Source organism: Polycladomyces zharkentensis (assembly GCF_016938855.1).
Classification (GTDB): domain Bacteria; phylum Bacillota; class Bacilli; order Thermoactinomycetales; family JIR-001; genus Polycladomyces; species Polycladomyces zharkentensis.
Map to the genome: position 1 here is coordinate 483,772 of NZ_JAFHAP010000008.1, position 26,999 is coordinate 510,770.

Below are 26,999 nucleotides of genomic sequence, written 5' to 3' on the forward strand. Positions count from 1 at the left end.
AATGGCCACCCGCTGTCAGCGAAGTGGTAACGGGAAATCGGAGCCCACGGACTCAGGCAACACCTGAATCAAGTTTGGTTTTGGACCTGTTTCACTTTGCCGTACATGCCGCCGCCACCCTCGTCAAATTGCAGGCGCTGTTCCCGCGCCAAACGGATGTGCTCGGCGATGGACGTTCCGGCGATCGCCGCGATCTCTTCGATGTCGGCGTGATGGAGGATGCGCATTTCCGTGCCGAACCGGTCCAGCAGCTTATCCAGCGTTTTGGGACCCAGTTTGGGGATGAACTCCAACGGTACCTGATACACATACGGCGGGCGATGGGCAGGTGAAATCGATGGTTGGTCGGCGATTTCCGCCACGCGATCCCATACGCCCTTCACCACCTTGTGCGAGCCGCATCTCAGGCATCGCTTGGTTTCCTCGGGCGGCAACAGCGCTTCGCATCCGAGACAACGCGTCCGATAATACTTGCCCAACTTGGGGTTTAAACCATAGTTGGCAATGACACGCCGACCGCCTTGTCTGAGCAGTGCCCGCTTTAACTCCAAAAAGCTGGGAGCGACGATACACAGCTCATTATACTCACGACCGATCTTGGGGATGGAATGCGCATCCGAATTGGTGACGAACGTGAGAGCGGACAGCTCAGAAAGCCGGTCAGCCAGTGAACTGTCAGCGGACAAACCCAATTCCACCGCCGCGATCCGTTCCATGTCCAACCAATCGCGCATCCGGTCCGACGCACTGCCGTATACGCTTTTAAACGGGGTAAACACATGAGCGGGTATCATCAAACCGCCCAGTTCCGTCACTTGCTCCTGCAGATCACTCACAGGCGCGTAAAGTCGTTGGGTGCTCAACTGCACATTTTTCATTCGACCGGACAGCCAATGCGTAAACCGCCGAATCGCATCCAATGACGGAAAATATGCCAACAGATGAGCCGTTCCGAAACCGGGCTCTTTCACTTCAATCTCCGTCCCCAGTATGACGACAGTCTCACCGTAAACAAGTCCCCCGTCCGGATGCTCGCGGTACACCCCCGCTTTCAGCCGCGCCGCGATTTCTTCCTGTACCGGTGGAGAATGGGCGTCAATAATGCCGATCATGTCCAATCCTTTTCGTTGGGCGGATTCCCTTACGATCCGGTCAAACGTCAGATTGCGCGCGGCGCTGATTTTTACGGGAAGACCTCTTTCGGTACGCCCGATGTGAATGTGCAGATCGGCGAAAAAGGAACTCAGACGGGGGGAACAAAGTGGTTCCCCCGTTTCACTGTGCCCCGCTCCGTTCATTTCTGTATCTCCTTCAGTTGCCAATAATAGACGGCTGCCACTGTTTTTGCATCGCAGATTTCACCATCGGCGATCCGCTGCCAAGCTTCCGGCAACGTCAGCTCCACCAGTTCCACGAATTCGTCTTGATCCGGTTGTGCCTCTCCTTTGCGCAGTCCATTCGCCACATAGAGATGCATGATCTCGTCGGCAAATCCGGGCGAGGTATAAAATGAGACGAGCGGTGTCATCTCTTCGGCCTGATACCCCGTTTCCTCCTCCAATTCACGAAACGCGCATGCACGGGGATCTTCGCCCGGTTCCAATTTCCCTGCCGGAATCTCCAGGATCGTCTTTTCCAGCGGTTTGCGAAACTGCCGCACCAACACCAGTTTCTTTTCATCGGTAATGGCCACTACCGCCACCGCTCCCGGATGTTTGACGATCTCGCGCTGGGATGTTCCACCGTCGGGCAAAATCACTTGATCCAGTTGCACCCGAATGATGTTGCCTTCATAAATCGTTTGACTCTTGACCGTTTTTTCCTCCAACCGGCTCATGCCCTTTCACTCCCTCACACCTGTATGTTGAAAAGTGGCCGACAGGTACAGACAACCCCTATTATACACCAAGCCGAAGCGGTGTCTGACGAAACAGGAATCGTCAGTGCGGGAAAGTCTGTTGACCCCGTCGGATGCACGATTGTTTCAGACTCATAGATTACGGGCGTTACAGCCAGACGCTTTCGCCGTGGCCATTTGGTCGTTTTCAATCAATAACGCAAATGAACGGCGAAGTCTTATTTAATGAATAAACTGAATCCGGTCCCCATGATATGGGACCGGATTTTTTATGCCCACTGCCTTCCGAAGTTGATTTCTATTTTCGTGAAAAATCCATCAAAAAGCCACAAGTTTATCACATTCTTTAACCCACTTGTTTTTCAGGGATTGATACACTCTTCTTGGTTGAGTTTTGTGTGGTTATGTTATAAACATAACAAAATTCGGGGAGGGATATCAAATGTTGCCCACAGAACGAAGAGAACGGATTCGCCAACTGATTCAAAAAAGGAAGTACATGAAGATTTCCGAACTGAGCCAAATACTGAAAGTATCTGAGATGACCATACACCGGGATCTCAAACCTTTGATTGAAGAAGGATGGGTAAAAAAAACCCACGGCGGAGTGACATGGAACAGAGAAGCGAACACTGCGGCCAATACTGGATGCGTGCTATGTGGTCGTCAACCGGATTCACGCTTGATGTACCGCTTGATATTGACGGATCAACGGATTGAAACCGCTTGTTGCAGTCATTGCGGATTGCTCCGTCATCGACAGATCCAAGAAGAAGTCTTTCAGGCCATGTGCCAGGATTTCTTGACGAATACCACGATCAGTGCAGATCGGGCTTGGTATGTCATGGATACCGAAGTGGATTTCCATTGCTGTCACCCCCAGGTTTTGTCTTTTGAACAGAAGACCACAGCCGAGAAGTTTGTGAGAGGCTTCGGCGGTATAGCGCTGTCGTTTTCCGAAGCGATCGACCGGGTTCATGATCAAATGAAACGAAACTCGGGATGCGGACGCAAACATTCTCATTAAAAAAGGAGCGAAGAAGCCATGTTGTGGAAACGGATCATTTTCAGTACTGTTGTGGCATCGTTGTTTTTGTGTTTGACCGCTTGTGGCGGAGGTCAACATCATGATCATCATGAACATCATCAGGGATATGGAGAACCTTCTTCCTCTGTTCCCTTATAAGGTTTCTGATCCAATATCACTGTTCGCAAGGACAATGAGCATGTATACAAATCTGGACACATCAAGGTGGGATCTCCATGTCCGTTACCGAACCGATAACAAAGGAAAACAGGGAAATGGAAAACATTCCGCATACGGAAAAGCAGTGGTATGCCGCCATTTGGCGTTGGCATTTCTACGCGGGAATCATTTTTGCCCCGTTCATCATTTTATTGGCGATAACAGGAAGTATCTACCTGTTCAAACCTCAGATCGAATCGATGTTGTATAAAGACCTCTACTATATCCCGGCAAGCAAACAGAAGCAAATTTCACCTTCAGAACAGATTGATCAGGTGAAAAAACGTTACCCCGATGCGAAAATTACCCGTTTTACCCCGAGTTTCCAGTCCAATCGAACCTCTGAAGTGGGTATTTTACGGAGCGGGGAAATGACGACCGTTTTTGTTAACCCTTATAACGGTAAAATTGTTGGTGACTTGAATGACGACAAACGGCTTATGAATATCATTAAAAATCTGCACAACGGAGAACTGTGGGGCGGTACCTTTGGTAACCGGATGATCGAATTGACCGCTTGTTGGGCTTTTATCCTGATCCTGACCGGTATGTATCTGTGGTGGCCCCGGGGTCGCCGATTCGGACAGGGGACGCTGTTTCCCAGGTTGAGAAACGGGAAACGTACTCTTTGGCGGGATTTGCATGCCGTACCCGCTTTCTGGTTATCAGGACTGATCCTTGTCTTGATCTTTACCGGTCTGCCATGGTCCGGAGTGTGGGGAGACATGATCAATCGGGTTGCGACAGCCACTCATACAGGTTATCCTGCTTTTGCCTTCTCCTTCGGTCCGAAACCCGAATCGACTCTTCCGAAAAAAACAAAAGACGTGGCTCCGGATGTGCCTTGGGCGGCGGAAAACCTGCCGGTTCCAACGTCTTCTTCCCAAGGCCGACCACTGTCCTTGGAGAAAGTGATCCAAATCGCCGAATCGCGGAATATCCATTCCGGCTTTACCATCTATTTTCCGGAAGGACCCAAGGGAGTTTACACGATTTCCAACAAACCACAACGTCCGGAAGACCAGGCAACCCTGCACCTGGATCAATACAGCGGAAAAGTGTTGTACGATCTGCGTTTCAACGATTATGGTCCCTTGGCGAAAGCAATCTCCATCGGCATTGCTCTGCATGAGGGACGGTATTTTGGGTGGATCAACCAACTGCTGGGTTTGATCACTTGTGTGGGTCTGATCGGGATAGCAGTCATGGGGCTCATTCTATGGTGGAAGCGGAGGCCTCAAGGAAAGCTGGGCGCCCCACCCCGACTTCATTCATTCCATCTAGCAAAAGGGCTGGCTGTGATCGTTATCGCCTTAGGTCTCTTTTTCCCGCTGGTCGGTATCTCCCTGCTCTTGGTCTGGCTGTTGGACCGATGGATCATCCAGCGGATCCCTTTCATTCAACAATGGGTGGGATAAAATGCAAAGCAGGGAGAATGAACGGATGAAAAATATTGACATGATCGTGTTAACTGTCTGGGTCTTAACCGTTGCGGTGGTTTTTGACGGATGTACCGCGACGCACGAACATCATCACGGAACGAATCAGGCGACGCCATCCCCCATCATGTGATGAAAAAACAGCCCACTCCCCCTTATTTTGGGTAAGTGGGCTCTTATCTTAATCAGTGGTCTGTTTTGAGGAAGTGGTATGTGGGTCAGAAGAATCTGAGCGCAGGGTTTCTTGTTGGATCAGCCGAAGGAGGAAGAGCATGATCACGATAAAAACGACATTCATGAATCCGACCATGAGAACCGGATTCTCCGGGACGACCATTACCCCTAGCATAACTCCCATCATCCCCCCCATGATCCCGTGCAACATACTATCCAGTGAGGCGACAAGATGAAAAGGCTTTCCTATAACATACCCCATTGCCATCCCGATGAGTACGGTATAGATGGTCGGTGCCGTCATCTGTTGAAAAAGTACACCTAAAACTGTGCCTATGAGGAGACTGACCATCATGGCAGATCCCATATAGACCTTCATCCCGATCGTGGATGACAAAGTATTGCGACGACGAGAAACCGAAATAAAGAGATAGGTGGTGAAGCCCAAAACAGAGAGAACACTGCTAACGAGAACCAGCGTCAAAACAATTCCCCCTTTCTCTTATCTTTTATTCTCCATGTTTATCTCATGTATGGAAAGAGGGAGTTATCCCCCACATCTTAAACCGTGGAATTTTGTGGGTCGTTATCGTTCTCGTTTCGTTTCCGGGTTCAATAAAAAGGAAACAACATCTGCACCGTCGGGGAAAACATGATATGATAGGCTTCAAAAAGGGGATGTTCAATGGAGATTCGTCTGTTGACCCCGTCGGATGCACCATTGTTTCAGACTGTCAGGTTGCAGGCGCTAAAAGAGCAGCCAGACGCTTTCGCCGCTACATACGAGGAGACTGCTGCTCAATCGGTCGAACACGTTGCCAAACGTTTATCCCCCACCCCGGAATCATTTGTGATCGGGGCCTTTCAGGATAAACAGCTGGTAGGAAACGTGGGTTTCAAACGGGAAAAAGGCAAAAAATTGCGGCATAAGGCGGTTATCTGGGGTATGTATGTCGTACCGGAAGTCCGTCGCCACGGAGTGGGGAAAGCATTGTTGAAAGAAATAATCGCTCGCGCCCGGGAGATGGAGGGATTGGAACAGCTGATGCTCACCGTGAACGCCGAAAACGAACCGGCCCGCCGATTGTACCGTTCAATGGGGTTTTGCGTTTTTGCCACCGAACCAAGGGCGATGAAGGAAGGAAACCGGTATGTCGATGAAGACCATATGATTTTGTTTTTAAACGCCACGCCCATCGGTGGGCAAGCTGCCCGACTCACCGGGCCGGCTATGCGATGTGCACCCGATGGTCGATCAACAATGCACCTGTACACGGGTGCGGGAACCGGTGATTCAGGTGTGCCGGATCCGTCGGTCGATCCGAGAGCCGTACACAGAGGAAGAACGATCCACTTCAAAAGCGGAGCGAACATGAGCGGTTACAAATGGATGGAAGATGGTTCCATTGCCAATCGTGTGATCCGACTACCGCGAACCGATTCAGGGGTTGTGAAAGAAACCTGAACCCTTGTTCCCCTTACGGGGAGATATTTTTGGGTTATATAATAAACTTTTTTGTTTACAAATTATAAAAACAGAGTTACGATATTCTCAAACCCGATTGAGAATGGGGGATACGCCATGAAAGAGGTGTTTTTCGACCGGGACTTTCAGAAACTGTTTTTGGCCAACCTGTTCTCCGGGTTCGGTCAGGGCATGACCATGATCGGGATTTCCTGGTATTTGGTGACGGAGACCGGTTCGGCAAAACAGTTGGGAACCACGATGTTTGTCTCAGCGATCTTGATGTTTTTGCTCGGACCTTATGTCGGCACGCTGATCGACCGCTTCCCCCGCAAAACGATCCTGCTTGTGGAAAACGCCGTCGGATTTGTCATCCTGTTCGCCCTTGCCTTGTGGGGATTTTGCGCTCCTTACGGGCATTGGATGCTGATCTCGTTGTTTATTGTGACCACTCTCATCTTTCAGGTTCACTATCCGACGCAGTCCGCCCTGGTGCAGGAGAAGTTTGAGGAGCGCCACTACCGGTCGATCAACAGTCTCTTGGAAATCGAAAGTCAGACGGCCAGTGTCCTGGCCGGCGGAGCGGCGGGCCTGGTGCTCGGACGGTACGGCCTCCCGGTCGTGCTGCTGTTTGATGCCCTCACCTATCTGTTGGCACTCTTACTCATCAGCCGAATGAACTACGTGTTTACGCTGGAAAAGCATGTACGTAAAAGCCCCGAAACGGGTTGGCTGATGCAGTTCGCACAAAGCTGGCGGTACATAAAGGAAAAACGCGGCTTTCTGCTGTTCGGCGTCTCGGTTTTCATGCCCTTTATCGCCGTGATGGTGGGCAACCTGCTCGCCCCCGTGTTTGTGGCACAAACGCTTCGTGCTGACGCCCTTATTTACTCACTGCATGAGATGACTTACGCCATCGGAGCGGTGGCGGCCGGCTTCCTGGTGACCGGGATGTCAAAATGGTTGGGCGAGGTTCGTTCGCTCGTCGGCAACACGCTCTTGTTTGCGGCAGCCATGACCGCTGTTGTCGTATTCCCCTACGGATGGGCCTACGTCGCCTTGACCACGCTGTTCGGCTGGTGCAATGCCTCCGTCCGCCTTGTCCGGCAAAACCTGTACATGGTGATCGTCCCCAATCACCTGATGGGCCGAGTGCTCAGCTTTTTCCAATTGGTGGGCATGATGATGCGGCTCTCTCTGATCGGACTGTGTACGCTGACCATCGACTACACCGGTGCGGGCACCGGTTACCTTGTGCTTGCAGGGTTGTTGGTCTTGGCGGCGTGGGGCGCCCACACGTCGACTCGGCTGCTCTTGCCGTCCTCGGTTCAATCGGCCGCGACACCACAGGCGAAAGCGATTCACAGATCGTAAAACCATTGGCGGATCGGGTTTCCATTTCAGAAACAGGGGGTTGCCCGCGCCATGATCCTCCCGAGGGAGGATCTTGAGACTGCTGACTGTGGTCAGGTTGTGTCAGGCGAGTCGGTCCGCTTCGCTTTCCCGGATCGCTCCACCTGCGCCCCGCAAAGAAGCTGGTCTTGGCCTCTCCGAACTGGGGCGCGCAGGACGCGGATAAAGGACGCTTCGCTTAAAGGACATTGCCCGCGAATGGGTTCCTGCGCTTCCCGGTTCTCCGCTCGGTAGGGCTTGGTCAGTCGCTCTCCGGGAAACGTTGCGTCCTGATCGATCTGCCAGACACAAAAACGGAAAATCGGGGCACCGCGGACGATGTTCATAACCGGATTCTCTTCGGGAAGATAAAAGTCCTCCCGAGGGAGGACCTTGAGCGTTTCGTCAATGTTTCTCCGCGACCGTCCGGATGATCGACACAACCAGTTCGGCCGCTTTTTCCAGCTCGGCAATCGGCATCCGCTCGCTGGTGGTGTGAATGTTTTCGTAACCGATGCCCAAATTGACGGTCGGGACGCCGTAACCGGAGATGACGTTGGCGTCGCTGCCGCCGCCGCTGGCGAGGATCTTCGGATCGCGCCCCACCTTTTTGACCGCGGCGATCGCCGTTTGCACCACCGGATGGGATTCCTCATATTTGTACGCGGGATACATTTTTTCCGTTTCCACTTCGACACGGGCGCCCGCTTCCCGAGCCGCCTCTTCAAAGGCTTGGACCATTTTTTTCACTTGCGCTTCCAGTTTGGCTTCATCGCGACTGCGTGCTTCCGCCACGATTTCCGCCTGTTCCGCGACCACGTTGGTGGCCGTTCCGCCTCGGAACATGCCGATATTGGCCGTCGTCTCCTCATCGATCCGGCCCAACGGCATTTTGGAAATGGCGCGGCTGGCCACTTGGATGGCACTGATCCCGTCTTCCGGGTTGACGCCGGCATGAGCCGCCTTGCCGTAAATGGTCGCTTTGATGTGATACTGTGCCGGGGCTGAAGTGATGATTTCCCCCACCGGTCCGTTGGAGTCCAATGCGAAGCCGAAATCCGCCTTCAACAACGAGCGGTCCAACGCTTTGGCTCCGACCAATCCGGACTCTTCCCCGACCGTGATCACCAATTGAATCGTGCCATGGTCGATGCCCCGTTCCTTGATCAGGCGGATGCCTTCAAACAGTGCGGCGATTCCCGCTTTGTCGTCACTGCCCAGAATGGTGGTGCCGTCGGAGACGACATACCCGTCCTGAATGGAAGGTTTGACACCTTTGCCCGGTTTCACCGTGTCCATGTGGCAAGTGAAATACACGACCGGGGCATCTTTCACCGTTCCTTCCAGCGTGGCCACCAAATTACCGGCACCGTGGCCGGTATTCTCGGCCGCATCGTCTTCCACGACGTGAAAGCCGAGCGCTGTCCACTTTCGTTTCAACAGATCGCAGATTTGTCGTTCCTCTTTCGTTTCGCTGTCCGTCTTCACCAGTTCGAAAAACGTTTCCAACAATCGCTCGCGATTGACCAACCGTCCTTCCTCCCGTCTACCGTTCTCCGGTCGCGAAACCGCTCGGCGCGATGCATGACCGTTCGATCCGTCCATGAGGAGGAACCCGACACCGTCATCTGCCGCTCTCTGCCCGCCAACCGCCATTCGCTCACATCATTTGGGTTGAACAGGAAGCGGGTTTCAAATGCCCCCAGCAACTTGACCCGACTCGGCGACTCCTCCGGTTCCAACCGGACGATTGAATTGCATCCTTCCCCCGCTGGTACAGGTTTGCCCACCTTGCCGCGATTGAATACATGTACAACCACCGGGATCGTTTTATCGATCGCCATTGTTTCCTCCCCGCCTTACAACGGAATATTGCCGTGCTTTTTGGGCGGGCGGCTTTCCCGTTTGTTTCGCAGCATTTCCAGGGCTTCCCGCAGCTTTTTTCGCGTCTCGCGGGGGTCGATCACATCGTCCACCATGCCCATCGAAGCGGCCACATACGGATTGGCGAATTTCTCCCGGTATTCAGCGATGCGGGCGGCCCGCGTCGCCTCGGGATTGTCGCTTTCCCGGATTTCCTTGCTGAAAATGATGTTGGCCGCTCCTTCCGGTCCCATCACCGCCACTTCGGCGCTGGGCCAAGCGTAAACGAGATCGGCACCGATCGCTTTGCTGTTGAGCGCCACGTATGCGCCGCCGTACGCCTTGCGCGTGATCACGGTGATTTTGGGCACGGTCGCCTCCGAGTACGCATACAGGATTTTGGCTCCGTGCCGGATGATGCCGCGGTGTTCCTGGTTGACGCCGGGGAAAAACCCGGTCACGTCAACAAACGTGATCAGCGGAATGTTGAAACAATCACAGAAACGGACAAACCGGCTCAGTTTGTCGGAAGAATCGATGTCCAATCCTCCCGCCATCACCTTGGGCTGATTGGCGACAATCCCGACCGTCTGCCCTGCAATCCGTCCGAATCCGACGACGATGTTGCGGGCGAACCGCTCCTGCACTTCCAGGAACGATCCCTCGTCCACCACGCGGCGGATCACTTCCAGTACGTCATATACCTTGGTTCCTTCCACCGGGACGACCTCGGCCAACTCCTCCACCCATCCGTCGTCGTCCGACGCGTAAACGCGCGGTGGATCTTCCATGTTGTTTTGCGGCAGATAGCTGAGCAGTCGACGCACCTGATCGAGCGCTTCTGCCTCCGTCGGTGCCGTGAAATGCGCGTTTCCGCTCACGGAGGCGTGAACCCGTGCCCCGCCGAGATCCTCCGGGGTGATGGTCTCCCCCGTCACTGTTTCAATTACTTTGGGCCCGGTGATAAACATCTGGCTCGTTTTTTCCACCATTACCACGAAATCCGTAATGGCAGGCGAATAGACCGCACCGCCGGCACAGGGTCCCATGATCACCGAGATCTGCGGAATCACGCCGGAGTAAATCGAATTGCGGTAAAAAATATGTCCGTAACCGTCCAGTGAGACGACCCCTTCTTGAATCCGGGCGCCGCCGGAATCGTTCAATCCGATGATCGGCGCTCCGTTTTTGGCCGCCAAGTCCATTATACGCGCGATTTTCATCGCATGCATCTCACCCAGGGCGCCGCCGAAAACCGTGAAGTCCTGAGCAAACACATAAACGGGCCGACCGTTGATTTTTCCGTATCCCGTGACCACCCCTTCGCCCGGAGCGGACACCTTGTCCATCCCGAAATGAGTCGCCCGGTGCTCCACAAACGGATTCAGCTCCACGAACGTTCCTTCATCCAACAGCAGATCGATCCGTTCCCGAGCGGTCAGCTTCCCCTTTTCGTGCTGCGAACGGATTTTTTCCTCGCCCCCGCCCATCTCCACCCGACGTCTTCTCTCGGCCAATTCGCCAATTTTTTTGTGCACGGTTTCTCCCCCTTCCGTCGGAGATGCTGATCCCGGTTTTCATGGACCAAATCTCCTTTTCAACCCTTTCCCCTGTATCGAGTGAACCATTTTTACGCTCCGCTTTCACCATGCTCAAAGGTCGCTCGCGGGAAATGTTTCAATCCAGCTATTTCGATGAATCCGTCCCGTGTTCGCACAACTCGAACAGGACACCGCCCGTCGATTTGGGATGGAGAAAAGCCACTTTCGCATTGTGTGCCCCTTGCTTGGGACGCTCGTGAATGAGCCGGACGCCCTGCTCCGCCAACTCGGACAGGCGCCTTTCGATATCGCTCACCTCCAATGCGATATGATGGATGCCCTCTCCCCGCTTTTCCAGGTGCTTGGCGATGGCACTTTCCGGTGACAAGGGTTCCAACAGCTCGATCCGCGTTTCGCCGATCCGGAAAAAGGCGACGCGTACCTGCTCGCTTTCCACCGTCTCCGTTCCTTCCCATGCCAAGCCCAATATATCGCGGTACAGTGGTATCGCCTCATCTAAACTACGCACAGCAATGCCGATGTGACTGATTTGGCGGGGTGCCTGCCGCTGATTCATGTTTGTGCCTCCCTCGCTTTCACCGCCTGGCGGATAAACTCCGCCGTCTCCCGAGTAGTCGTACCGGATGTGAACACCTCCGCGATACCGTGCTGTTTCAAAAACGGAATATCCTCCTGCGGAATGACCCCGCCGCCGATCACGATGATGTCGTCAGCCCCTTGTTCCTTCAACAGACGCGTTACTTCCGGAAACAACTCATTGTGCGCTCCGGACAAACAGGAAAGACCGATCACATCCACGTCTTCCTGAATCGCCGTTGCCACGATCTGTGCAGGGGACTGGCGCAAACCCGTATAGATGACCTCCATCCCTTCGTCACGAAGCGCCTGCGCGATGATCAACGCGCCACGGTCATGCCCGTCCAAACCGGGTTTGGCCACCAACACGCGAATAGGTCGATTCATACCGATCACCGCCTTCTGTCATTTCATCCATGTCACACCGGTTGATACTCGCCGAACACGTCACGCAGCGCATGGCAAATCTCCCCTACCGTAGCGTACGCCTTCACGCAGGCGAGAATGTGGGGCATCAGGTTGTCCGTTCCTTCCGCCGCCCGTTTCAACGCGGCCAGTGTCTCCTGCACGCGTTGCCCGTCCCGTCTTGCGCGCAATGCCTGCACCCGTTCCACCTGTTTCCGCTCCAGAGCGGGATCGACGCGATGCAGCGGCGGCTGGGGTTCGTCTTCCAATCGGAAACGGTTCATACCGACCACCACTTCTTCCCCGGACTCGATTCTGCGCTGCGTCTCCAATGCGACGCGGTGGATTTCCCGTTGCATGTACCCTTGCTCCACTGCAGACACCGCGCCACCCAAATCATCAATTTTTTGAATGTAGCGAACCGCTTCCTCTTCGATCCGGTCCGTCAACGCCTCGACAAAATACGAACCGCCCAACGGATCGACCGTATCGGCCACCCCGCACTCATAAGCGATGATCTGCTGGGTGCGGAGGGCGATCCGCGCCGATTCCTCCGTCGGCAGTGCCAAGGCTTCATCGCGCGCATTGGTGTGCAGGCTTTGCGTTCCGCCCAACACCGCCGCCAGCGCCTGCAACGTGACGCGGACGATGTTGTTGTCCGGTTGTTGCGCGGTCAAGGTGGAACCGCCGGTCTGCGTGTGAAAACGCAGTTGCCACGACCGGGGATCGCGGGCACCGAAGCGTTCGCGCATGATGCGTGCCCACAAACGGCGCGCGGCGCGGAATTTGGCAATTTCCTCGAAAAAGTGATTGTGCGCGTTGAAGAAAAACGACAGCCTCGGCGCGAACTGATCCACGTCCAATCCCGCTTTTACCGCCGCTTCCACATAGGCGATGCCGTTGGCCAGCGTAAAAGCGACCTCCTGGACGGCCGTCGAACCGGCTTCCCGAATGTGATACCCGCTGATACTGATGGTGTTCCATTTGGGCACATGTTCCGCACTGTAGGCGAAGACGTCCGTGATCAGCCTCATCGACGGTTGGGGCGGAAAGATGTACGTTCCCCGGGCGATGTATTCCTTCAGAATGTCGTTTTGAATCGTGCCTCGCAACTGATGGGAAGGAACACCCTGTTTCTCCCCGACAGCGATATACATCGCCAACAACACGCTGGCCGGCGCGTTGATCGTCATGGAGGTGCTGACCTGATCCAGGGGAATGCCTTCCAGCAAGCGTTCCATATCTTCCAACGAATCAATCGCCACCCCAACTTTCCCCACTTCCCCTTTTGCCATGGGATCATCGGAGTCATACCCGATCTGTGTGGGCAGATCAAACGCGACGCTCAATCCCGTCTGACCTTGCTCCAGCAGATATCGGAAACGCCGGTTGGTCTCCTCCGCCGAACCGAATCCCGCATACTGGCGCATCGTCCAGAGGCGTCCGCGATACATGGTCGGCCGGATGCCGCGGGTAAACGGATATTCGCCGGGAAACCCGATCCGTTCCCAATCTGACGGATTTTCGTCGCTTCCGACATATAACCGATCCACCTCAATCCCGGAAGAGGTGACGAAAGATTGCTTTCGTTCCGGAAATTTTGTCAAAAAAGATTCGGTTTTCTCTTTCCACTCCCGGTAAGCGTCATGAAATGTCCGCTTGGTCACCGCATATCCTCCAATCGTTCTTCATTGGGGTGATCTCTGTCAAATCAGAAAGAAATGAATGCGCTATCATCTTTAATATACCAAAAAATCTTTCATCCGGGGCGGTTTCGTTCGATGGACAACCGCCAATAAATGGGCTACAATGTACACTTGAGGTGATGGAGATCGTGCGACCGTTTTGGATCAAATTTGTCGCTTACCTCATCATATTCACCATGGTGATCAGTACCATATTGCTTAGTGTGGCATTCGCGATTTGACAAAACATCACCATCAAGGGTCTGTGTATTTCGGCGGGAATTGATTATACTGAGAGTGGGTAACGAAAAACGAGGTCGGAGATCATCGTCAGAAAGCGGGTGTAATCGGTATGTACATGGTCGTCATTTTGGTCTTGATGTGCATCCTGGCCGTGCGCGGGGTCCTGTACAACAAGCGCACCCAAAACAAAAGCGGTTTCATCATCGGTGGTATTTTCACAGCGGGATTGATCGGAGTCACCCTGCTCGCCCTTTATGATACGTTTGTGGGATTGCAGTGAGTTATTGAAAAACGGCTTCTTTCCAGAAGCCGTTTTGTTGACAAAGTCACACGCCCATTTCTTCGCTCCGTGGGCAGACGGGAAAAAAAGAGACGTTTATGACAGAGAGGGTGGCCGTTTTCCCACGAACGATCGTTGAGCGTATCCGTTACAGGAGCGAGAGGAAAGAAATACGGCACACCCTCCAACGACTTTGTCAGCAATCGCTCGGCTTCCGGTGGAAGCCGTTTTTTGTGCGCTGCAACGGGGATCACACGGTTCTTTCGTCAGCCCAAGTTCTCCCCGATCAGTCGCTCCACGATGACGCAATCCACCCATTGACCGTTCCGTTTGCCATGTTTCTCATACACGCCAACCTCACGGAATCCACACGCTTGACACAATGCACGACTGGCATGATTGAAATGGAATATGCGGGATACCAGCTTCCAATAGCCGCGCCGGGCGCACGCCTCCACCAGTGCCTGAAGCAATTGCTTCCCAATGCCTTTACCCTGATGGTTTTCATCGACATAGATCGAAAACTCTCCGACTCCGCGGTAGCAATCGCGTTCACGATAGGGATGCACGCTTGCCCATCCGACGACTTGTCCATCTGTTTCCGCCACCAAAACGGGATGATGCTCACCCTGTTGCTCGATCCATCGCCGCCGTTCTTCCACGGTGACCGTCCTCGTTTCAAATGTGGCGTTTCCCGAGCGAATGCCAGCATTGTAGATGCGCGCGATGGCCCCCGCATCCCGGAGAAGTGCGGGTCGTATTTGCAGGTTCAGCTTTCCCTCTTCCTTTCGGTTTTGCTTGTTCCGCTCTGTCCCCTTGCCGGAGTCCGCTTTTTTTCTTCCTTGAATGATCAAAAAGGCGGGTTGGGTCATGAGTCGCTCATAAACTACTGGATCGATCTGCTTCAATTCGTCGATCGGTTGTGGTTCCACCACCTGTTCCACATCGAACCATTGCAAAATGTCGGTGAAAATGCGACCAATCGGCCGCCGGTAAAAAGGCACTTCCACCTTCCGATCCCCTGCGGTCCACTGATCCCGCAACAAAGTCACCCCAAAATAATCCGTTTAGTCGAATTGCATATAGTCCATAAAAGGGTGATGAGTAGAAAACAGCAACCGTCCTCCCGACTTCAATACTCTGGCAAATTCAGACAATACAGGCGCCCAATCAAGCAAATAATGCAACGACAGTGAACAAACGATCCAATCGAATTGTTCCGCTTCAAATGGAAGCGGATCTTCCAGATTGTGTAATCTCACATCCACCCTGTCGCCCAGCCTCCGTTTTGCCGCCTCCACCATACGGGGGCTCGCATCAACGGCCGTCACGCGGGCACCCAACCGGAGCAGCTGCTCACTGTACCAACCCGCGGCGCAACCGGCATCCAACACATCCATCCCGGACAGATCGTCGGGCAACATCGCCATCATCGCCGGCCGTTCATAATAGGCGTTGTACGGTCGAATCCCGTCGGTTTCTTTTTCGTACCGATCGGCCAAAGCGTCAAATGCTTCCGTCACCTGCTTGTTCACGCCACATCCCCTCCGTTTCTTAAAGATTGGCGTGTTAACTCCGGGTTCCCTTCTGGATAACTTGAAAGGTTGATATTCCGCCTGCCAGCCAATGGCATAAAAAAAGAGGGGAAACCTCCCCTCAAAATCTGTCAACATAATTAAAGTGTATCACCCGGCTTCGTTCCGACGTTTTCCTTCTTCAACGACCGGCCAACCAAATACTTGGCTGAAACCGCGCACCACCTGATTCATCACTTCTGCCATGTCGATGCGTTCACCCAGGATTTTTTCCATTGACGTAACACCGTATTGTTGAATGCCGCACGGGACGATCAGATTGAAATACCGCAGATCGGTATTGACGTTGAGCGCAAATCCGTGACTGGTGATGTATCCTTTCCGTTGGCGTCCGCGGTTGAATTTTACCCCGATAGCGGCGATTTTTTCGTCCCCCACCCAAACACCGGTGTAGGGCGGTTTGCGTCCCCCCTCAATGCCCCAGTGGCGGAGGGCAACGATCAATGCTTCCTCCACATCGCGCAAATATGCGTGCGCGTTATTGCCACGTTCGCCCAGATAAAACAGCGGATAACCCACCAGTTGTTCCGGTCCGTGATAGGTAACGTCGCCGCCGCGATCGATCTCCACCAGTTCAACACCGCGTTCTGCATATTGTTCGCGGGTCAACAGCAAGTTTTCGATATGGCTGCCGCGCCCCATCGTTACCGTATGCGGATGTTCCAACAGCAACAATTGATTGGATGTGTTTCCTTCATCGATCGATTTGACGATCTGTTTCTGCATCTCCCACGCCTCGTGATACGGCACGAGACCCAATCGCTTCACTTCAAACAACGGTGATCCCTCCCGCCTTCTGCGGACAACCTGAAGGCACCCCAACGGGTGCCTTCATACTCATTGTATCATACATCAGATTTGCGTGTCGGGACCGTACGCTTCCAGGCGCTGTTTGACCGCTTGCAGGAAGCGTCCGGCCATCAGGCCGTCCAGGATGCGGTGATCCAGTGACAAGCACAGGTTGACCCGGTCGCGAACGGCGATCATATCGTTGAAGATGACCGGCTTTTTGACGATCGCCTCCATGGAGATGATCGCCGCCTGCGGATGGTTGATGATCGGCATCGAAGCGATCGAACCGAAGGAACCGGTGTTGTTCACCGTGAAGGTACCACCCTGCAAGTCCTCCAGAGACAGTTTGCCTGCGCGCGTTTTTTCCACCAATCGGTGAATTTCCTTGGCCAGGCCCAGGATGCTCTTTTCATCCGCATCTTTGATCACCGGCACGTACAACGCATCGTCGGTGGCCACGGCAATGGAGATGTTGATCCGTTTTTTCAGGATGATCTTGTCGCCACCCCAGACAGCGTTCAGGTACGGGAATTCCTTCAGCGAATCGACGACCGCCTTGATGAAGAACGGCAGAAACGTCAAGCTGACGCCCTCGCGTTTTTTGAACTCGTCTTTCAGCTTGTTGCGCAACTGGACCAACCCGGTTACGTCGGCTTCCACCATGGTCCATGCGTGCGGCGCTTCGTGCTTGCTTTGTACCATCCGTTGGGCGATCGTTTTGCGCACGGCCGTGACCGGCACTTCTTGATCGCCTTCTTCCAGCGTGATGCCGGTTGTCGGTTTCCCGTCAGATACAGCAGGTGCGGATACCGGTGCGGTGGCTGTGCGGGCGGCTTCCGCGGCCGGTGCCTGTTGCGGTGTTTCTTCTTTTTTCGCCTGCTCGGCTTTCACCGTGTCAACTTGACCGGATTCGATGACGCGCAGAACATCCTTGCGGGTGATGCGACCGCCCGCTCCCGTTCCCTCGATTTTCTCCAGGTCGATGTTGTGCTCCTGCGCCAGGCGCAATACGGCGGGCGAGTACCGTCGTTTCATCGAGGGTTCGCCTTGATCCTTTTTGGCGGGTGCTTCCGTTTTGACTTCTTCTTCCGCCTTCGGTGCTTTCTCTTCGGCAGGGGCCTCCGTTGCCGCGGCACCTTCTTCCTCAATCCGGCAAATCAATTGCCCCACTTCCACCGTCTGTCCTTCCTCGGCGATGATCTCTTTCATCGTGCCGGAAATGGTGGCGGGCACTTCCGCGTTCACCTTGTCGGTGGCCACTTCACAGATGGGTTCATACTTGGCAACGGGATCACCCGGTTTTTTCAGCCATTTGGTGATGGTTCCCTCGGTTACGCTCTCACCGAGCTGGGGCATCGTCACATCGGTCGCCATAGTCAACCTCCTATCTGGTACATCCTAGAACTCGGCCAACTCGCGGATCGCTTTGGCCACTTTATCCACGTTCAGCATGAATTCCTTCTCCATCGGCGGACTGTACGGCATGGCCGGCACGTCCGGACCGCACAGACGGCGGATCGGCGCATCCAGCTCAAACAGCGCTTCTTCGGCGATGATGGCCGAAACTTCGCCGCCGACGCCACCGGTTTTGTTGTCTTCGTGGACGATCAGCACTTTGCCCGTCTTGGCCGCCGCTTCCAGGATCGCTTCCTTATCCAGCGGCAGCAGCGTGCGCAAATCCAGCACATGTACACTGATGCCCTCTTTTTCCAACTGTTCGGCCGCTTGCAGGGCGAAATGCAGGGTCAAACCGTAGGAGATCACGGTCACGTCGGTACCTTCCCGCTTCACTTCCGCTTTTCCGATCGGCAAGGTGTAATCGTCCTCCGGCACTTCCCCTTTGATCAGGCGGTAACACCGTTTGTGTTCAAAGAAGAGGACCGGGTCTTCGTCGCGAATGGCTGCTTTGAGCAATCCCTTGACGTCGTACGGGGTGGACGGTGCCACGATTTTCAATCCTGGTATGCCGTTAAACATTTTTTCCACGCTTTGCGAGTGGTACAACGCACCGTGCACACCGCCACCGTACGGAGCGCGGATCACGAGCGGACAATTCCAGTCGCCGTTGGAGCGGTAGCGCAGTTTGGCCGCCTCACTCACGATTTGGTTGACGGCGGGCATGATGAAATCGGCAAACTGAATCTCCGCCACCGGACGCATCCCGTAAGCGGCCGCCCCGATCGCCACACCGACGATGGCCGACTCCGTCAACGGGGTATCCAACACGCGGGCTTCCCCGAATTCCTCGTACAATCCTACCGTCGCGCGGAACACGCCGCCCCGGACGCCGACATCTTCACCCAGCACAAACACGCGATCGTCGCGGCGCATCTCCTCGCGCAACGCCATGGTTACCGCATCGATATACGAAATCACCGGCATGTTGTTCTCCTCCTATTCCGCATAAACGTGTTTGTAGGTATCTTCGGGTTGCGGGTACGGCGCCTGTTCGGCGTACTCCGTCGCTTCGTCCACTTCTTTTTGGATCGCGGCGAGCAATTCTTTTTCCTTGTCCTCGGTCAACACACCCACATCCAACAGGTATTGGCGGAATTGCACGATGGAATCCTTTTTCCGCGCTTCTTCCACTTCTTCGCGGCTTCGGTAGGTCCGGTCGTCGTCGTCACTGGAGTGAGGCACCAACCGGTACGACTCGGCTTCGACCAGAGTCGGACCTTCTCCGCGACGGGCACGCTCCACCGCTTCTTTCATCACTTTGTACACTTCCAGCGGGTCGTTGCCGTTCACTTTCACACCCGGGAAACCGTATCCCTGGGCACGTGCAGCCACGCTGCCGCCGGCCACCTGCTTGTCGAGCGGCACGGAAATGGCATACTTGTTGTTCTCCACCAGGAAAATCACCGGGAGTTTGTGCACGCCGGCAAAGTTGCACGCCTCATGGAAATCACCCTGGTTGCTGGAACCTTCTCCGCAGGAGGTAACGGCCACCAGGTCTTCGCCTTTCAGTTTGGCGGCATATGCCACGCCCACCGCGTGCAGCATCTGCGTGGTCACCGGGCTGGACCCGGAGAGAATGCGGTACTTCTTGCTGCCAAAGTGGCCCGGCATCTGCCGTCCTCCGGAGTTGGGGTCTTCCGCCTTGGCGAACGCCGACAACATCTGATCCCTCGCCGACTGCCCGAAGACCAGCACCATCCCCATGTCGCGGTAGTACGGGCAGAGAAAATCCTTCTCCCGATCCAACGCAAAAGCGGTTCCGATTTGGATGCCTTCCTGCCCCTGACAGGAAATGACGAACGGGATTTTTCCCGCGCGGTTCAACAGCCACATGCGCTCGTCGATTTTGCGGGCGAGCACCATATAGCGATACATCTCCAATACCTGCTCATCGCTCAAACCCAGTTCAGCATGACGCGATCTCGCCATCGTCGGGCTTCCTCCCATCTGTAAACCGAAAGTAGTAGCAAATCAAGAATCATCCGGCGTGAATAGCCGCTCCATCGATCGCCATCGCCACTTCCCCAAACACTTCAGACAGTGTCGGGTGCGGATGGATCGTATGGCTGATCTCCCACGGCGTGGCGTCCAGCACTTTGGCCAATCCCGCTTCGGAAATCATATCCGTGGCGTGCGGCCCAATGATGTGCACACCCAAGATGTCGTCGGTTTTCTTGTCGGCAATCAGCTTGATAAATCCGTCCGTCTCCCCGAACACAAGGGCTTTCCCCACGGCCCGGAACGGAAATTTGGCCACTTTGATATCGTAACCCTGTTCTTTGGCTTGGTCTTCCGTCAGGCCGATACTGCCGATTTCCGGCCGGCTGTAGGTGCATCGGGGCACCATGTTCGGATTGAGCGGATGCGTGTGTTTCCCCGCCATGTGTTCGACGGCAATGATCCCCTCATGCGATGCCACGTGGGCCAACTGATAACCGCCAACCACATCACCGATGGCATAGATGTGGGATTCAGCCGTCCGCATGTATTCGTTCACCTGGATGATGCCTTTTTCCACTTTGATCGACGTGTTTTCCAGCCCGATGCCTTCCACATTGGCTTGTCTTCCGACGGAGACGAGCACCTTCTCGGCGGACAGCTCGATCGTCTCTCCGCCCTTTTCCGCCTTCAGCTTCACCGTGTTGTCTTCAGCTTTCACGCTTTCCGGTATCACTTTGGTGCCGGTATGGATTTTCACTTTTCGTTTCTTCAGGATGCGTGTCATTTCCTTGCTGACGTCGGCATCTTCAAATGGCAGGATGCGATCGGCAAACTCCACGACCGTCACGTCCACCCCGAAATCATTCAGCATCGAGGCCCACTCGATGCCGATCACACCGCCTCCGATGATAACAATGGACTTCGGCAACCGGTCCATTTGCAGGGCGTGGTCGGAGTTCATCACATGAACGCCGTCGATCTCCAGACCGGGTAAACTGCGCGGACGAGAACCCGTTGCGATCAGCACGAATTGAGGTACCAGCATCTCCGCTTCCCCGCCGTCATTGCGCTCCACGGCGATGGTTCCCGGCATGGGGGAGAAAATGGACGGCCCCAGGATGCGGCCCGTTCCTTCGTAAACGGTAACGCCGTTTTTCTTCAGCAGATGCTGTACGCCCTTGTGCAATTGATCGATCACTTTCTGCTTGCGAGCCTGCACCAGATTCATGTCCAGCTTCACGTTGCCGACGGAAATACCGTAGCTTTCACTGTTTTTCATCTCATGATACAGTTCCGCGCTGCGAAGCAAAGACTTGCTGGGGATGCACCCCTTGTGCAGACAGACACCGCCCACCTTTTCCCTCTCCACGACGGCCACTTTCATTCCCAACTGTGCAGCCCGGATCGCGGCCACATAACCACCGGGCCCCGCTCCGAGAACAACCAAATCGTAGTTCTCCGCCATCGATTCACTCCACATCCTTTCTAACCGGTTCAGGCGGATACGTCAGGGCTTCCTCCTCTCCGCGTACCACGCGGAGCGCGCCTTCGGCCAACGCCTGCAACTCGTTTTCACCCGGAACGATGTGCACTGGTGCGATCCAACCGATTCGTTGGACAATCTGATCCGTGAACATCTTCCCGTATGCCAGACCGCCGGTCAAGATGATCGCATCCAGTTTCCCCTCCAAAACGGTGGCGTAAGCGCCAATCTCCTTTGCCACCTGATACGCCATGGCTGAGTAGATCAATTCGGCTTTTTTGTCGCCTTCCTCGATCCGCTTTTCCACTTCGCGCGCATCGGTGGTACCGAGATATCCCATCAGTCCACCTTTGCCGACGATCATTTTCATGATTTCGCCGGCAAAATATTTTCCCGAAAAACACAACGCCACCAGATCACCCACCGGCAATGTGCCCGCCCGTTCAGGAGAAAAGGGACCTTCGCCGTGCAATCCGTTATTCACATCGATCACACGACCGTTTTGGTGGGCGCCGACGGTGATCCCGCCACCCATATGCGCGATGACGAACCGACACTCCCGGTATGATTTCCCCAATTTGGCCGCCACCCGCCGCGCAACCGCCTTTTGGTTCAATGCGTGAAAGATACTGCGTCGTTCAATCGCCGGCATCCCGGAAATCCGAGCGATCGGTTCCAGCTCGTCCACCACGACGGGATCGACAATAAATGCGGGAATATTCAGTTTGGAAGCGATTTCATGCGCGAGTATGGCGCCCAAATTGGATGCGTGCACCCCATACTCTCCGGAGCGCAAATCATTCATCATCGCTTCGTTTACCTGATACGTGCCGCCGGGGATGGGACGGAGCAATCCACCCCGTCCCACCACGGCGCGCAGACGTGTCAGGTTGATTCCTTCTCGATCCAGTGTGTCCAAGATCAGCTGTTTGCGAAACTCATACTGATCAAACAGGTTTTCAAACTTGCTCAGCTCTTCCGGGTCGTGCCGCAACGTTTCTTCCAAAATCTGTTTCCCATCGTCAAACACGCCGATTTTGGTCGAGGTCGAACCCGGATTGATGGCCAATACCCGAATCGGTTCCTGCACGTCCATACACTCCATTTCCTACAACTCGATTGCCATGTCTGGGAGCAGTCGATACAGTCCATTCTTTTGCAATGGATCACCAGACACACTTTAACCGTGATGCGTCATATTCAAGGTGTGGCGTTCATTTTGCAAGAACATGCTGCGGGATTGGCGCAAGGTGGCGATCCGTTCCTCCGCCATCCGGTCAGCCGCCTTGTAAGTCGGGATGTTGTCCCGCTCGGCGATTTCAAACACTTTCATGATGTTGTCATAGATGCCTTCCACTTTTTTCATCGCCCGATCGCGGTTGTAACCCAACAATTCGTCGGCCACATTGATCAGGCCACCGGCGTTGATCACGTAGTCGGGTGCATACACGATTCCCTTTTCTTGGAGAATGTCGCCGTGGCGTTCCTCTTTCAGCTGGTTGTTGGCGGACCCGGCGACCACTTGGCATTTCAGGCGGTCAATCGTTTCGTCGTTGATGATCGCCCCCAATGCGCACGGGGAGAAGATATCGCACTCGACATCGTAGATTTTGTCCGGGGACACCGCTTCCGCCCCGAAATCTCGAACGGCCCGTTCCAAATTTTCCTGGTTGATGTCGGTGACGATCAATTTGGCTCCTTCTTTATGCAAGTATTTGCAGAGCTCATATGCCACGCTGCCGACCCCCTGCACCGCCACCGTTTTCCCGGACAGCGAATCATTGCCGTAAGCTTTTTTGGCCGCTGCTTTCATTCCGACATAGACACCGTAAGCCGTCACCGGGGAAGGGTTGCCGCTGGAGCCGAATGCCGGGGACACCCCCGTCACGTAGCGGGTTTCCTGATGGATGATGTCCATGTCTTCCACGGTGGTGCCCACGTCTTCGGCGGTGATGTAACGGCCGTTCAAGCCTTGGATAAACCGGCCGAACGCGCGGAACATCGCTTCGTTTTTGTCCTTGCGCGGGTCACCGATGATGACTGTTTTCCCCCCGCCCAGGTTCAAACCGGCCGCCGCCGCTTTGTAGGTCATGCCACGGGCCAAACGCAGGGCGTCGATGATGGCGTCCTCTTCGGAATCATAGGTCCACATCCGGGTACCGCCCAAAGCGGGGCCGAGCGTGGTGTCGTGAATGGCAATGATCGCTTTCAAACCGGATTCCCGGTCTTGGCAGAACAGCAATTGTTCGTAATCGTATTTTTGCAGGTAATCGAACAGCTTCATGACGGAGCTCCCCCTTATACTTGACGTTTATTGAAATCCGCCTGTAATACCGCCATCGCGATCGAGTTCAGTTTGGCTTCGTGCGTATCCGCTCGCGAAGTGAGGACAACGGGTACCTTGGCACCCAACACCAGACCGCCGATTTTGCTGCGGGCAAAGTAGACCATGGATTTGTAGAGCATGTTGCCCGCTTCGATATCGGGGACCAAAAGTACATCGGCGCGACCCGCCACCGGGCTTTTGATCCCTTTGTGCTCGGCCGCTTCCACCGATACGGCATTGTCCAGCGCAAACGGACCGTCGACGACAGCCCCCTTGATTTGTCCACGACGGTTCATTTGGGCGAGTGCCGCCGCATCCAGTGTGGGTTGCATGTTGGGATTGACGACTTCCACCGCTCCAAGTACGGCCACTTTGGGTTCGGCAAGATCCAGCGAGTGACACAACCGGACCACGTTTTGCACGATTTGCACTTTCTCCTGAAGTGACGGAGCGATGTTGAGCGCCGGGTCGGTTACGTGAATCAACCGATCGTACCCCGGCACCTCAAACGTCGCCACGTGGCTCAGCACGCCGGAGCCCCGCAAGCCCGCCTCTTTGTTGAGGACCGCCCGCAGGAAGTCTGCGGTTTGGACCATCCCCTTCATCACCACATCCGCTTGTCCTTCGCGAACAGCTTGAACCGCTTCCCGACTCGCTAGAGCAGGTTTCGGTTGATCGGTCACCATGTCCGGGTCCAGTGACAAACCAATTTCATCCGCAATCGCCCGGATTTTGTTCCGATCACCGAACAGGCGGAAATCGGCGATTTGCCGTTTTTTCGCGTCGGCGACTGCTTCCAGCACCTCCCGGTCATCCGCTGCGGCTACCGCGACAGTAACAGGTTCCAGTGCTTCCGCTTTCGCCAAGATTTGAGAAAAAGTACGAATGGGTTCCATGATTCCACCTCTTTTTTCCGACCTTGTCTTTTTTTGCTGGTTCTTTGCTCCATATTGTTCTCGAAATGGTCGGCCCTCATGCAGTTAAGTGCAAATCCCGTGCCAATCTCCGTCATCAGATGGACAACTGCGGAGAAAAAACGCATTTTCCGCTGCTATCCGTGAAATCCGACAGATGCGCAAAAAGAGCGCGAAGAAAATCCCTGCAATTTTTTGCACGCATATGATGGATCTTTCCTGCAAAAAATTGCATGATTACATCTCCATCTCCGAATCCAACTGATAACGCTCCAACTTGTAATACAGATTGCGCACGGAGATCCCCAACCGCCGGGCCGTTTCCGTCTTGTTGCCGCCACATTGCCGATAGGTGCGAAGGATGGTCTCCTTTTCGACGCGGGCCAACACTTCCTGGAGCGTTTCCCCTTCCGTCTGATCACCCATGTTCGGGAAAGACGCGCGGGACGTGGCTTCCAACGGCGGCAAATGCTCCAACCGCATGGTTCGCTCGTGATAACCCATGTTGATCATCGCACGACCCAATATGTTCTCCAGCTCCCGTACATTCCCGGGCCATGAATAGGATTGCAGGGCCTGGAGAGCGCGCGGTTCGATCGTTTCCACATTGCGTCCGTATTCCTGGTTAAACCGTTTGATCACATGCAAAGCCAAATCGGGCAAATCCTCTTTTCGTTGACGCAAGGGCGGGATGTGGATCGGCAAAACATTGAGCCGGTAGTACAAATCTTCCCGAAAGCGTTTTTCCCGAATCGACTTTTCCAAATCGACATTGGTGGCGGCAATCACCCGCACATCGACGGGAATCGGTTTGGTACCGCCGACACGGAGCACTTCCTTTTCCTGAAGGACACGCAGGAGTTTGGCTTGAATGTTGGGAGCCAACTCCCCGATTTCGTCCAAAAAAATGGTGCCCCCGCTCGCCTCCTCAAACAATCCCTTCTTGCCGCCGCGACGCGCCCCGGTAAAGGCTCCTTCCACATATCCAAACAGTTCGCTTTCCAACAGCGACTCGGAAATAGCCGCACAATTGACCCGGACGAATTGGTGGTATTTCCTGTCGCTGTCATTGTGAATGGCATGAGCGAACAGCTCTTTTCCGGTACCGGATTCCCCCCGCAACAGAACCGTCGCCCGTGTTTTCGCCGCTTGGCGGGCTTGTTCGACCGCATAGGTGAACGCCTCGCTTCGACCGATGATGTCGTCGAACGTATACTTCGCCTCCAGCGTTCGGATGATCCGACGGGCCCGTTCCAACTCCTGATTCAGCTTCTTGATCTCGGACATATCGTGCAAAATGCCGACACTGCCCTTCAGTTCCCCCTCCACGATGATCGGGGCAACATTGACGACGACATCTTTGCGGTGCGGTCCCACTTTCATCGGTACCCCGCGAACCGGTTGCCGTGTCTTCAACACCTTCATGTGCATGCTTTCCCCTTCGGAAATGTCGGTGTCGGCCGGTTTGCCAATCACATCCTCCGGCTTCAGACCGGTCAACCGGGTATAGGCGGGGTTGATCAGGATGCCGATTCCCTGTGCATCCACGACGGAGATGGCATCGTCGGAGGAGTCGATAATCGCTTGCAGCAAACTTTTCATGCTTTCCAGGTTGGTCACTTGCTGACTCAGGGAGGCCACTTCCGTGATGTCCCGAAAAACGGCCACGGCGCCGATCACGTTGCCATGACGGTCCGTAACCGGCACGCGGTTGGTCACGATTCGCGTGCCGTCGGGTAATGTCTGTTGGCGGTTCAGCTCCCGTTTGCCGGTTTTCAGCACATAATCCAACCGGGTATTGGGGATCGTCTCCGTAACCGGTTTGCCCATCACGTCGGACATCCTCATCTTCATCAATCGTTCGGCTGCCCGGTTGAACAGCGTGATTTTCCCCTGTTTGTTGACGGCGATCATCCCGTCATGCGTGGAGTTGAGGATCGCATCCAACTCCCGCTGCCGGGAACGCCATGCCTCAAACCACGTCTCTTTCTCATCAATCAATTGCAACATGAGATTGGCGACAGCACCCGAGATGACCAGTGTCCCCTGTTCCGTCAGACGGCACAATCGTTCGTAAACGGACGGGTCTCCGGTCACCTCCAAGATGACATCGGGCCGCTCTCGCAGAAAAGGGGTTACGTCCGTACCGGTCGGAATCCCCTTATCCCGGGCCAAACGAATGGCAGGAGCGTGTTCGTTCAAATCGACCACACCCATCACTGCCACTCGGTCCATTTCGGACAAGGTCCGAAGAAGTGCCGTTCCTCCCTTTCCCCCACCCACAATCAGAAACCGTTTCACA

General features: G+C 54.7%; 27 protein-coding genes. 6 read left to right on the plus strand and 21 right to left on the minus strand.

The genetic code is table 11. The features are described from left to right. Window positions 1–68 precede the first annotated feature (68 nt). Both JQC72_RS09620 and JQC72_RS09625 read right to left on the minus strand, forming a co-directional pair. Window positions 69–1,298, minus strand: coding sequence for an endonuclease Q family protein (locus JQC72_RS09620; RefSeq protein ID WP_205495089.1), 1,230 nt, complete (start codon window positions 1,296–1,298; stop codon window positions 69–71). After that, window positions 1,295–1,837 carry an NUDIX domain-containing protein gene (locus JQC72_RS09625; RefSeq protein WP_205495090.1) on the minus strand — a complete coding sequence of 181 codons (543 nt, stop codon included), beginning with the start codon at window positions 1,835–1,837 and terminating at the stop codon, window positions 1,295–1,297. The genes JQC72_RS09620 and JQC72_RS09625 overlap by 4 nt, the downstream gene beginning before the upstream one ends. A gap of 463 nt (window positions 1,838–2,300) precedes the next feature. On the opposite strand from JQC72_RS09625, the gene JQC72_RS16740 reads away from it, so the two are divergent. The 3 genes from JQC72_RS16740 (at window position 2,301) to JQC72_RS16525 (ending at window position 4,676) form a co-directional block, all read left to right on the plus strand. After that, window positions 2,301–2,885 (plus strand): DeoR family transcriptional regulator, encoded by a 585-nt coding sequence (locus JQC72_RS16740; protein WP_205495093.1) that lies wholly within the window; start codon window positions 2,301–2,303, stop codon window positions 2,883–2,885. A gap of 236 nt (window positions 2,886–3,121) precedes the next feature. Further along, on the plus strand, window positions 3,122–4,522 hold the full coding sequence (locus JQC72_RS09635; RefSeq protein ID WP_302104673.1) for a PepSY-associated TM helix domain-containing protein: 1,401 nt from the start codon (window positions 3,122–3,124) through the stop codon (window positions 4,520–4,522). 25 nt (window positions 4,523–4,547) lie between these two features. Further along, the gene (locus tag JQC72_RS16525; protein ID WP_302104674.1) at window positions 4,548–4,676 is read left to right on the plus strand and encodes a hypothetical protein; all 129 of its coding nucleotides are present in this window, start codon (window positions 4,548–4,550) and stop codon (window positions 4,674–4,676) included. Window positions 4,677–4,724: 48 nt separating this feature from the next. Here JQC72_RS16525 and JQC72_RS09640 read toward each other — a convergent pair whose 3' ends face one another. Beyond that, window positions 4,725–5,201, minus strand: coding sequence for a hypothetical protein (locus tag JQC72_RS09640; RefSeq protein ID WP_205495094.1), 477 nt, complete (start codon window positions 5,199–5,201; stop codon window positions 4,725–4,727). A gap of 201 nt (window positions 5,202–5,402) precedes the next feature. Between JQC72_RS09640 and JQC72_RS09645 the strand changes: the two genes are divergently transcribed. Both JQC72_RS09645 and JQC72_RS09650 read left to right on the plus strand, forming a co-directional pair. After that, window positions 5,403–6,182 (plus strand): GNAT family N-acetyltransferase, encoded by a 780-nt coding sequence (locus JQC72_RS09645; RefSeq protein WP_205495095.1) that lies wholly within the window; start codon window positions 5,403–5,405, stop codon window positions 6,180–6,182. Between the two features lie 117 nt (window positions 6,183–6,299). After that, complete coding sequence (locus JQC72_RS09650) at window positions 6,300–7,556, plus strand: MFS transporter (RefSeq protein WP_205495096.1); 1,257 nt, start codon at window positions 6,300–6,302, stop codon at window positions 7,554–7,556. Between the two features lie 92 nt (window positions 7,557–7,648). Here JQC72_RS09650 and JQC72_RS09655 read toward each other — a convergent pair whose 3' ends face one another. The 7 genes from JQC72_RS09655 to JQC72_RS09685 form a co-directional block, all read right to left on the minus strand. Continuing rightward, window positions 7,649–7,921, minus strand: coding sequence for a hypothetical protein (locus JQC72_RS09655; RefSeq protein WP_205495097.1), 273 nt, complete (start codon window positions 7,919–7,921; stop codon window positions 7,649–7,651). Between the two features lie 58 nt (window positions 7,922–7,979). Beyond that, the gene (locus JQC72_RS09660) at window positions 7,980–9,104 is read right to left on the minus strand and encodes a M20/M25/M40 family metallo-hydrolase (protein ID WP_205495099.1); all 1,125 of its coding nucleotides are present in this window, start codon (window positions 9,102–9,104) and stop codon (window positions 7,980–7,982) included. Beyond that, window positions 9,059–9,418 carry a hypothetical protein gene (locus JQC72_RS09665; protein WP_205495101.1) on the minus strand — a complete coding sequence of 120 codons (360 nt, stop codon included), beginning with the start codon at window positions 9,416–9,418 and terminating at the stop codon, window positions 9,059–9,061. The genes JQC72_RS09660 and JQC72_RS09665 overlap by 46 nt, the downstream gene beginning before the upstream one ends. Before the next feature lie 15 nt (window positions 9,419–9,433). Continuing rightward, the gene (locus tag JQC72_RS09670) at window positions 9,434–10,927 is read right to left on the minus strand and encodes an acyl-CoA carboxylase subunit beta (RefSeq protein ID WP_205495379.1); all 1,494 of its coding nucleotides are present in this window, start codon (window positions 10,925–10,927) and stop codon (window positions 9,434–9,436) included. Between the two features lie 196 nt (window positions 10,928–11,123). Next, entirely contained in the window at window positions 11,124–11,555 is a 432-nt protein-coding gene (gene mce / locus JQC72_RS09675; RefSeq protein ID WP_205495103.1) for a methylmalonyl-CoA epimerase, read from the minus strand. Beyond that, window positions 11,552–11,962: a cobalamin B12-binding domain-containing protein gene (locus JQC72_RS09680; protein WP_205495105.1), complete on the minus strand. Its 411-nt coding sequence runs from the start codon at window positions 11,960–11,962 to the stop codon at window positions 11,552–11,554. The genes mce and JQC72_RS09680 overlap by 4 nt, the downstream gene beginning before the upstream one ends. Window positions 11,963–11,994: 32 nt before the next feature. Continuing rightward, window positions 11,995–13,647 (minus strand): acyl-CoA mutase large subunit family protein, encoded by a 1,653-nt coding sequence (locus JQC72_RS09685; RefSeq protein ID WP_335342429.1) that lies wholly within the window; start codon window positions 13,645–13,647, stop codon window positions 11,995–11,997. Window positions 13,648–14,017: 370 nt separating this feature from the next. On the opposite strand from JQC72_RS09685, the gene JQC72_RS09690 reads away from it, so the two are divergent. Then, window positions 14,018–14,188: a hypothetical protein gene (locus JQC72_RS09690; protein ID WP_205495107.1), complete on the plus strand. Its 171-nt coding sequence runs from the start codon at window positions 14,018–14,020 to the stop codon at window positions 14,186–14,188. A gap of 266 nt (window positions 14,189–14,454) precedes the next feature. Here the strand turns inward: JQC72_RS09690 and JQC72_RS16530 are convergent, their stop codons facing one another. The 11 genes from JQC72_RS16530 to JQC72_RS09740 form a co-directional block, all read right to left on the minus strand. Beyond that, window positions 14,455–15,231, minus strand: coding sequence for an arsinothricin resistance N-acetyltransferase ArsN1 family A (locus tag JQC72_RS16530; protein ID WP_302104675.1), 777 nt, complete (start codon window positions 15,229–15,231; stop codon window positions 14,455–14,457). Between the two features lie 24 nt (window positions 15,232–15,255). Further along, entirely contained in the window at window positions 15,256–15,723 is a 468-nt protein-coding gene (locus tag JQC72_RS09695; protein WP_335342430.1) for a class I SAM-dependent methyltransferase, read from the minus strand. Between the two features lie 150 nt (window positions 15,724–15,873). Further along, entirely contained in the window at window positions 15,874–16,551 is a 678-nt protein-coding gene (lipB, locus tag JQC72_RS09700; protein WP_335342437.1) for a lipoyl(octanoyl) transferase LipB, read from the minus strand. Window positions 16,552–16,635: 84 nt separating this feature from the next. Beyond that, window positions 16,636–17,949, minus strand: a complete 1,314-nt coding sequence (locus JQC72_RS09705) for a dihydrolipoamide acetyltransferase family protein (protein ID WP_205495111.1) — start codon at window positions 17,947–17,949, stop codon at window positions 16,636–16,638. A gap of 24 nt (window positions 17,950–17,973) precedes the next feature. Beyond that, the gene (locus JQC72_RS09710) at window positions 17,974–18,957 is read right to left on the minus strand and encodes an alpha-ketoacid dehydrogenase subunit beta (RefSeq protein ID WP_205495113.1); all 984 of its coding nucleotides are present in this window, start codon (window positions 18,955–18,957) and stop codon (window positions 17,974–17,976) included. A 12-nt stretch (window positions 18,958–18,969) separates the two neighbouring features. After that, window positions 18,970–19,962, minus strand: a complete 993-nt coding sequence (locus JQC72_RS09715; protein ID WP_205495115.1) for a thiamine pyrophosphate-dependent dehydrogenase E1 component subunit alpha — start codon at window positions 19,960–19,962, stop codon at window positions 18,970–18,972. Between the two features lie 49 nt (window positions 19,963–20,011). Beyond that, window positions 20,012–21,439 carry a dihydrolipoyl dehydrogenase gene (gene lpdA / locus JQC72_RS09720; RefSeq protein WP_205495117.1) on the minus strand — a complete coding sequence of 476 codons (1,428 nt, stop codon included), beginning with the start codon at window positions 21,437–21,439 and terminating at the stop codon, window positions 20,012–20,014. 4 nt (window positions 21,440–21,443) lie between these two features. Then, window positions 21,444–22,562, minus strand: a complete 1,119-nt coding sequence (buk, locus tag JQC72_RS09725; RefSeq protein ID WP_419179853.1) for a butyrate kinase — start codon at window positions 22,560–22,562, stop codon at window positions 21,444–21,446. 75 nt (window positions 22,563–22,637) lie between these two features. Further along, window positions 22,638–23,741, minus strand: a complete 1,104-nt coding sequence (locus tag JQC72_RS09730; RefSeq protein WP_205495121.1) for a Leu/Phe/Val dehydrogenase — start codon at window positions 23,739–23,741, stop codon at window positions 22,638–22,640. A 14-nt stretch (window positions 23,742–23,755) separates the two neighbouring features. After that, complete coding sequence (gene ptb / locus JQC72_RS09735; RefSeq protein WP_335342438.1) at window positions 23,756–24,682, minus strand: phosphate butyryltransferase; 927 nt, start codon at window positions 24,680–24,682, stop codon at window positions 23,756–23,758. A gap of 252 nt (window positions 24,683–24,934) precedes the next feature. After that, window positions 24,935–26,998, minus strand: coding sequence for a sigma 54-interacting transcriptional regulator (locus JQC72_RS09740; protein WP_205495125.1), 2,064 nt, complete (start codon window positions 26,996–26,998; stop codon window positions 24,935–24,937). Window position 26,999 lies beyond the last annotated feature (1 nt).

Excerpts from the sequence above, each read along its gene's own strand:
- JQC72_RS16525 (WP_302104674.1), top strand. The coding sequence starts at position 4,548 with ATGAAAAATATTGACATGATCGTGTTAACTGTCTGGGTCTTAACCGTT.
- JQC72_RS16740 (WP_205495093.1), top strand. The coding sequence starts at position 2,301 with ATGTTGCCCACAGAACGAAGAGAACGGATTCGCCAACTGATTCAAAAA.
- JQC72_RS09730 (WP_205495121.1), bottom strand. The coding sequence starts at position 23,741 with ATGAAGCTGTTCGATTACCTGCAAAAATACGATTACGAACAATTGCTG.
- JQC72_RS09670 (WP_205495379.1), bottom strand. The coding sequence starts at position 10,927 with ATGGGCGGGGGCGAGGAAAAAATCCGTTCGCAGCACGAAAAGGGGAAG.
- JQC72_RS09680 (WP_205495105.1), bottom strand. The coding sequence starts at position 11,962 with ATGAATCGACCTATTCGCGTGTTGGTGGCCAAACCCGGTTTGGACGGG.
- JQC72_RS09710 (WP_205495113.1), bottom strand. The coding sequence starts at position 18,957 with ATGCCGGTGATTTCGTATATCGATGCGGTAACCATGGCGTTGCGCGAG.
- lpdA (WP_205495117.1), bottom strand. The coding sequence starts at position 21,439 with ATGGCGGAGAACTACGATTTGGTTGTTCTCGGAGCGGGGCCCGGTGGT.
- JQC72_RS09690 (WP_205495107.1), top strand. The coding sequence starts at position 14,018 with ATGTACATGGTCGTCATTTTGGTCTTGATGTGCATCCTGGCCGTGCGC.
- JQC72_RS09650 (WP_205495096.1), top strand. The coding sequence starts at position 6,300 with ATGAAAGAGGTGTTTTTCGACCGGGACTTTCAGAAACTGTTTTTGGCC.
- mce (WP_205495103.1), bottom strand. The coding sequence starts at position 11,555 with ATGAATCAGCGGCAGGCACCCCGCCAAATCAGTCACATCGGCATTGCT.
- JQC72_RS09645 (WP_205495095.1), top strand. The coding sequence starts at position 5,403 with ATGGAGATTCGTCTGTTGACCCCGTCGGATGCACCATTGTTTCAGACT.
- JQC72_RS09705 (WP_205495111.1), bottom strand. The coding sequence starts at position 17,949 with ATGGCGACCGATGTGACGATGCCCCAGCTCGGTGAGAGCGTAACCGAG.
- buk (WP_419179853.1), bottom strand. The coding sequence starts at position 22,562 with ATGGAGTGTATGGACGTGCAGGAACCGATTCGGGTATTGGCCATCAAT.
- JQC72_RS09655 (WP_205495097.1), bottom strand. The coding sequence starts at position 7,921 with ATGAACATCGTCCGCGGTGCCCCGATTTTCCGTTTTTGTGTCTGGCAG.
- JQC72_RS09620 (WP_205495089.1), bottom strand. The coding sequence starts at position 1,298 with ATGAACGGAGCGGGGCACAGTGAAACGGGGGAACCACTTTGTTCCCCC.
- JQC72_RS09665 (WP_205495101.1), bottom strand. The coding sequence starts at position 9,418 with ATGGCGATCGATAAAACGATCCCGGTGGTTGTACATGTATTCAATCGC.
- JQC72_RS09715 (WP_205495115.1), bottom strand. The coding sequence starts at position 19,962 with ATGGCGAGATCGCGTCATGCTGAACTGGGTTTGAGCGATGAGCAGGTA.
- JQC72_RS09635 (WP_302104673.1), top strand. The coding sequence starts at position 3,122 with ATGTCCGTTACCGAACCGATAACAAAGGAAAACAGGGAAATGGAAAAC.
- JQC72_RS09625 (WP_205495090.1), bottom strand. The coding sequence starts at position 1,837 with ATGAGCCGGTTGGAGGAAAAAACGGTCAAGAGTCAAACGATTTATGAA.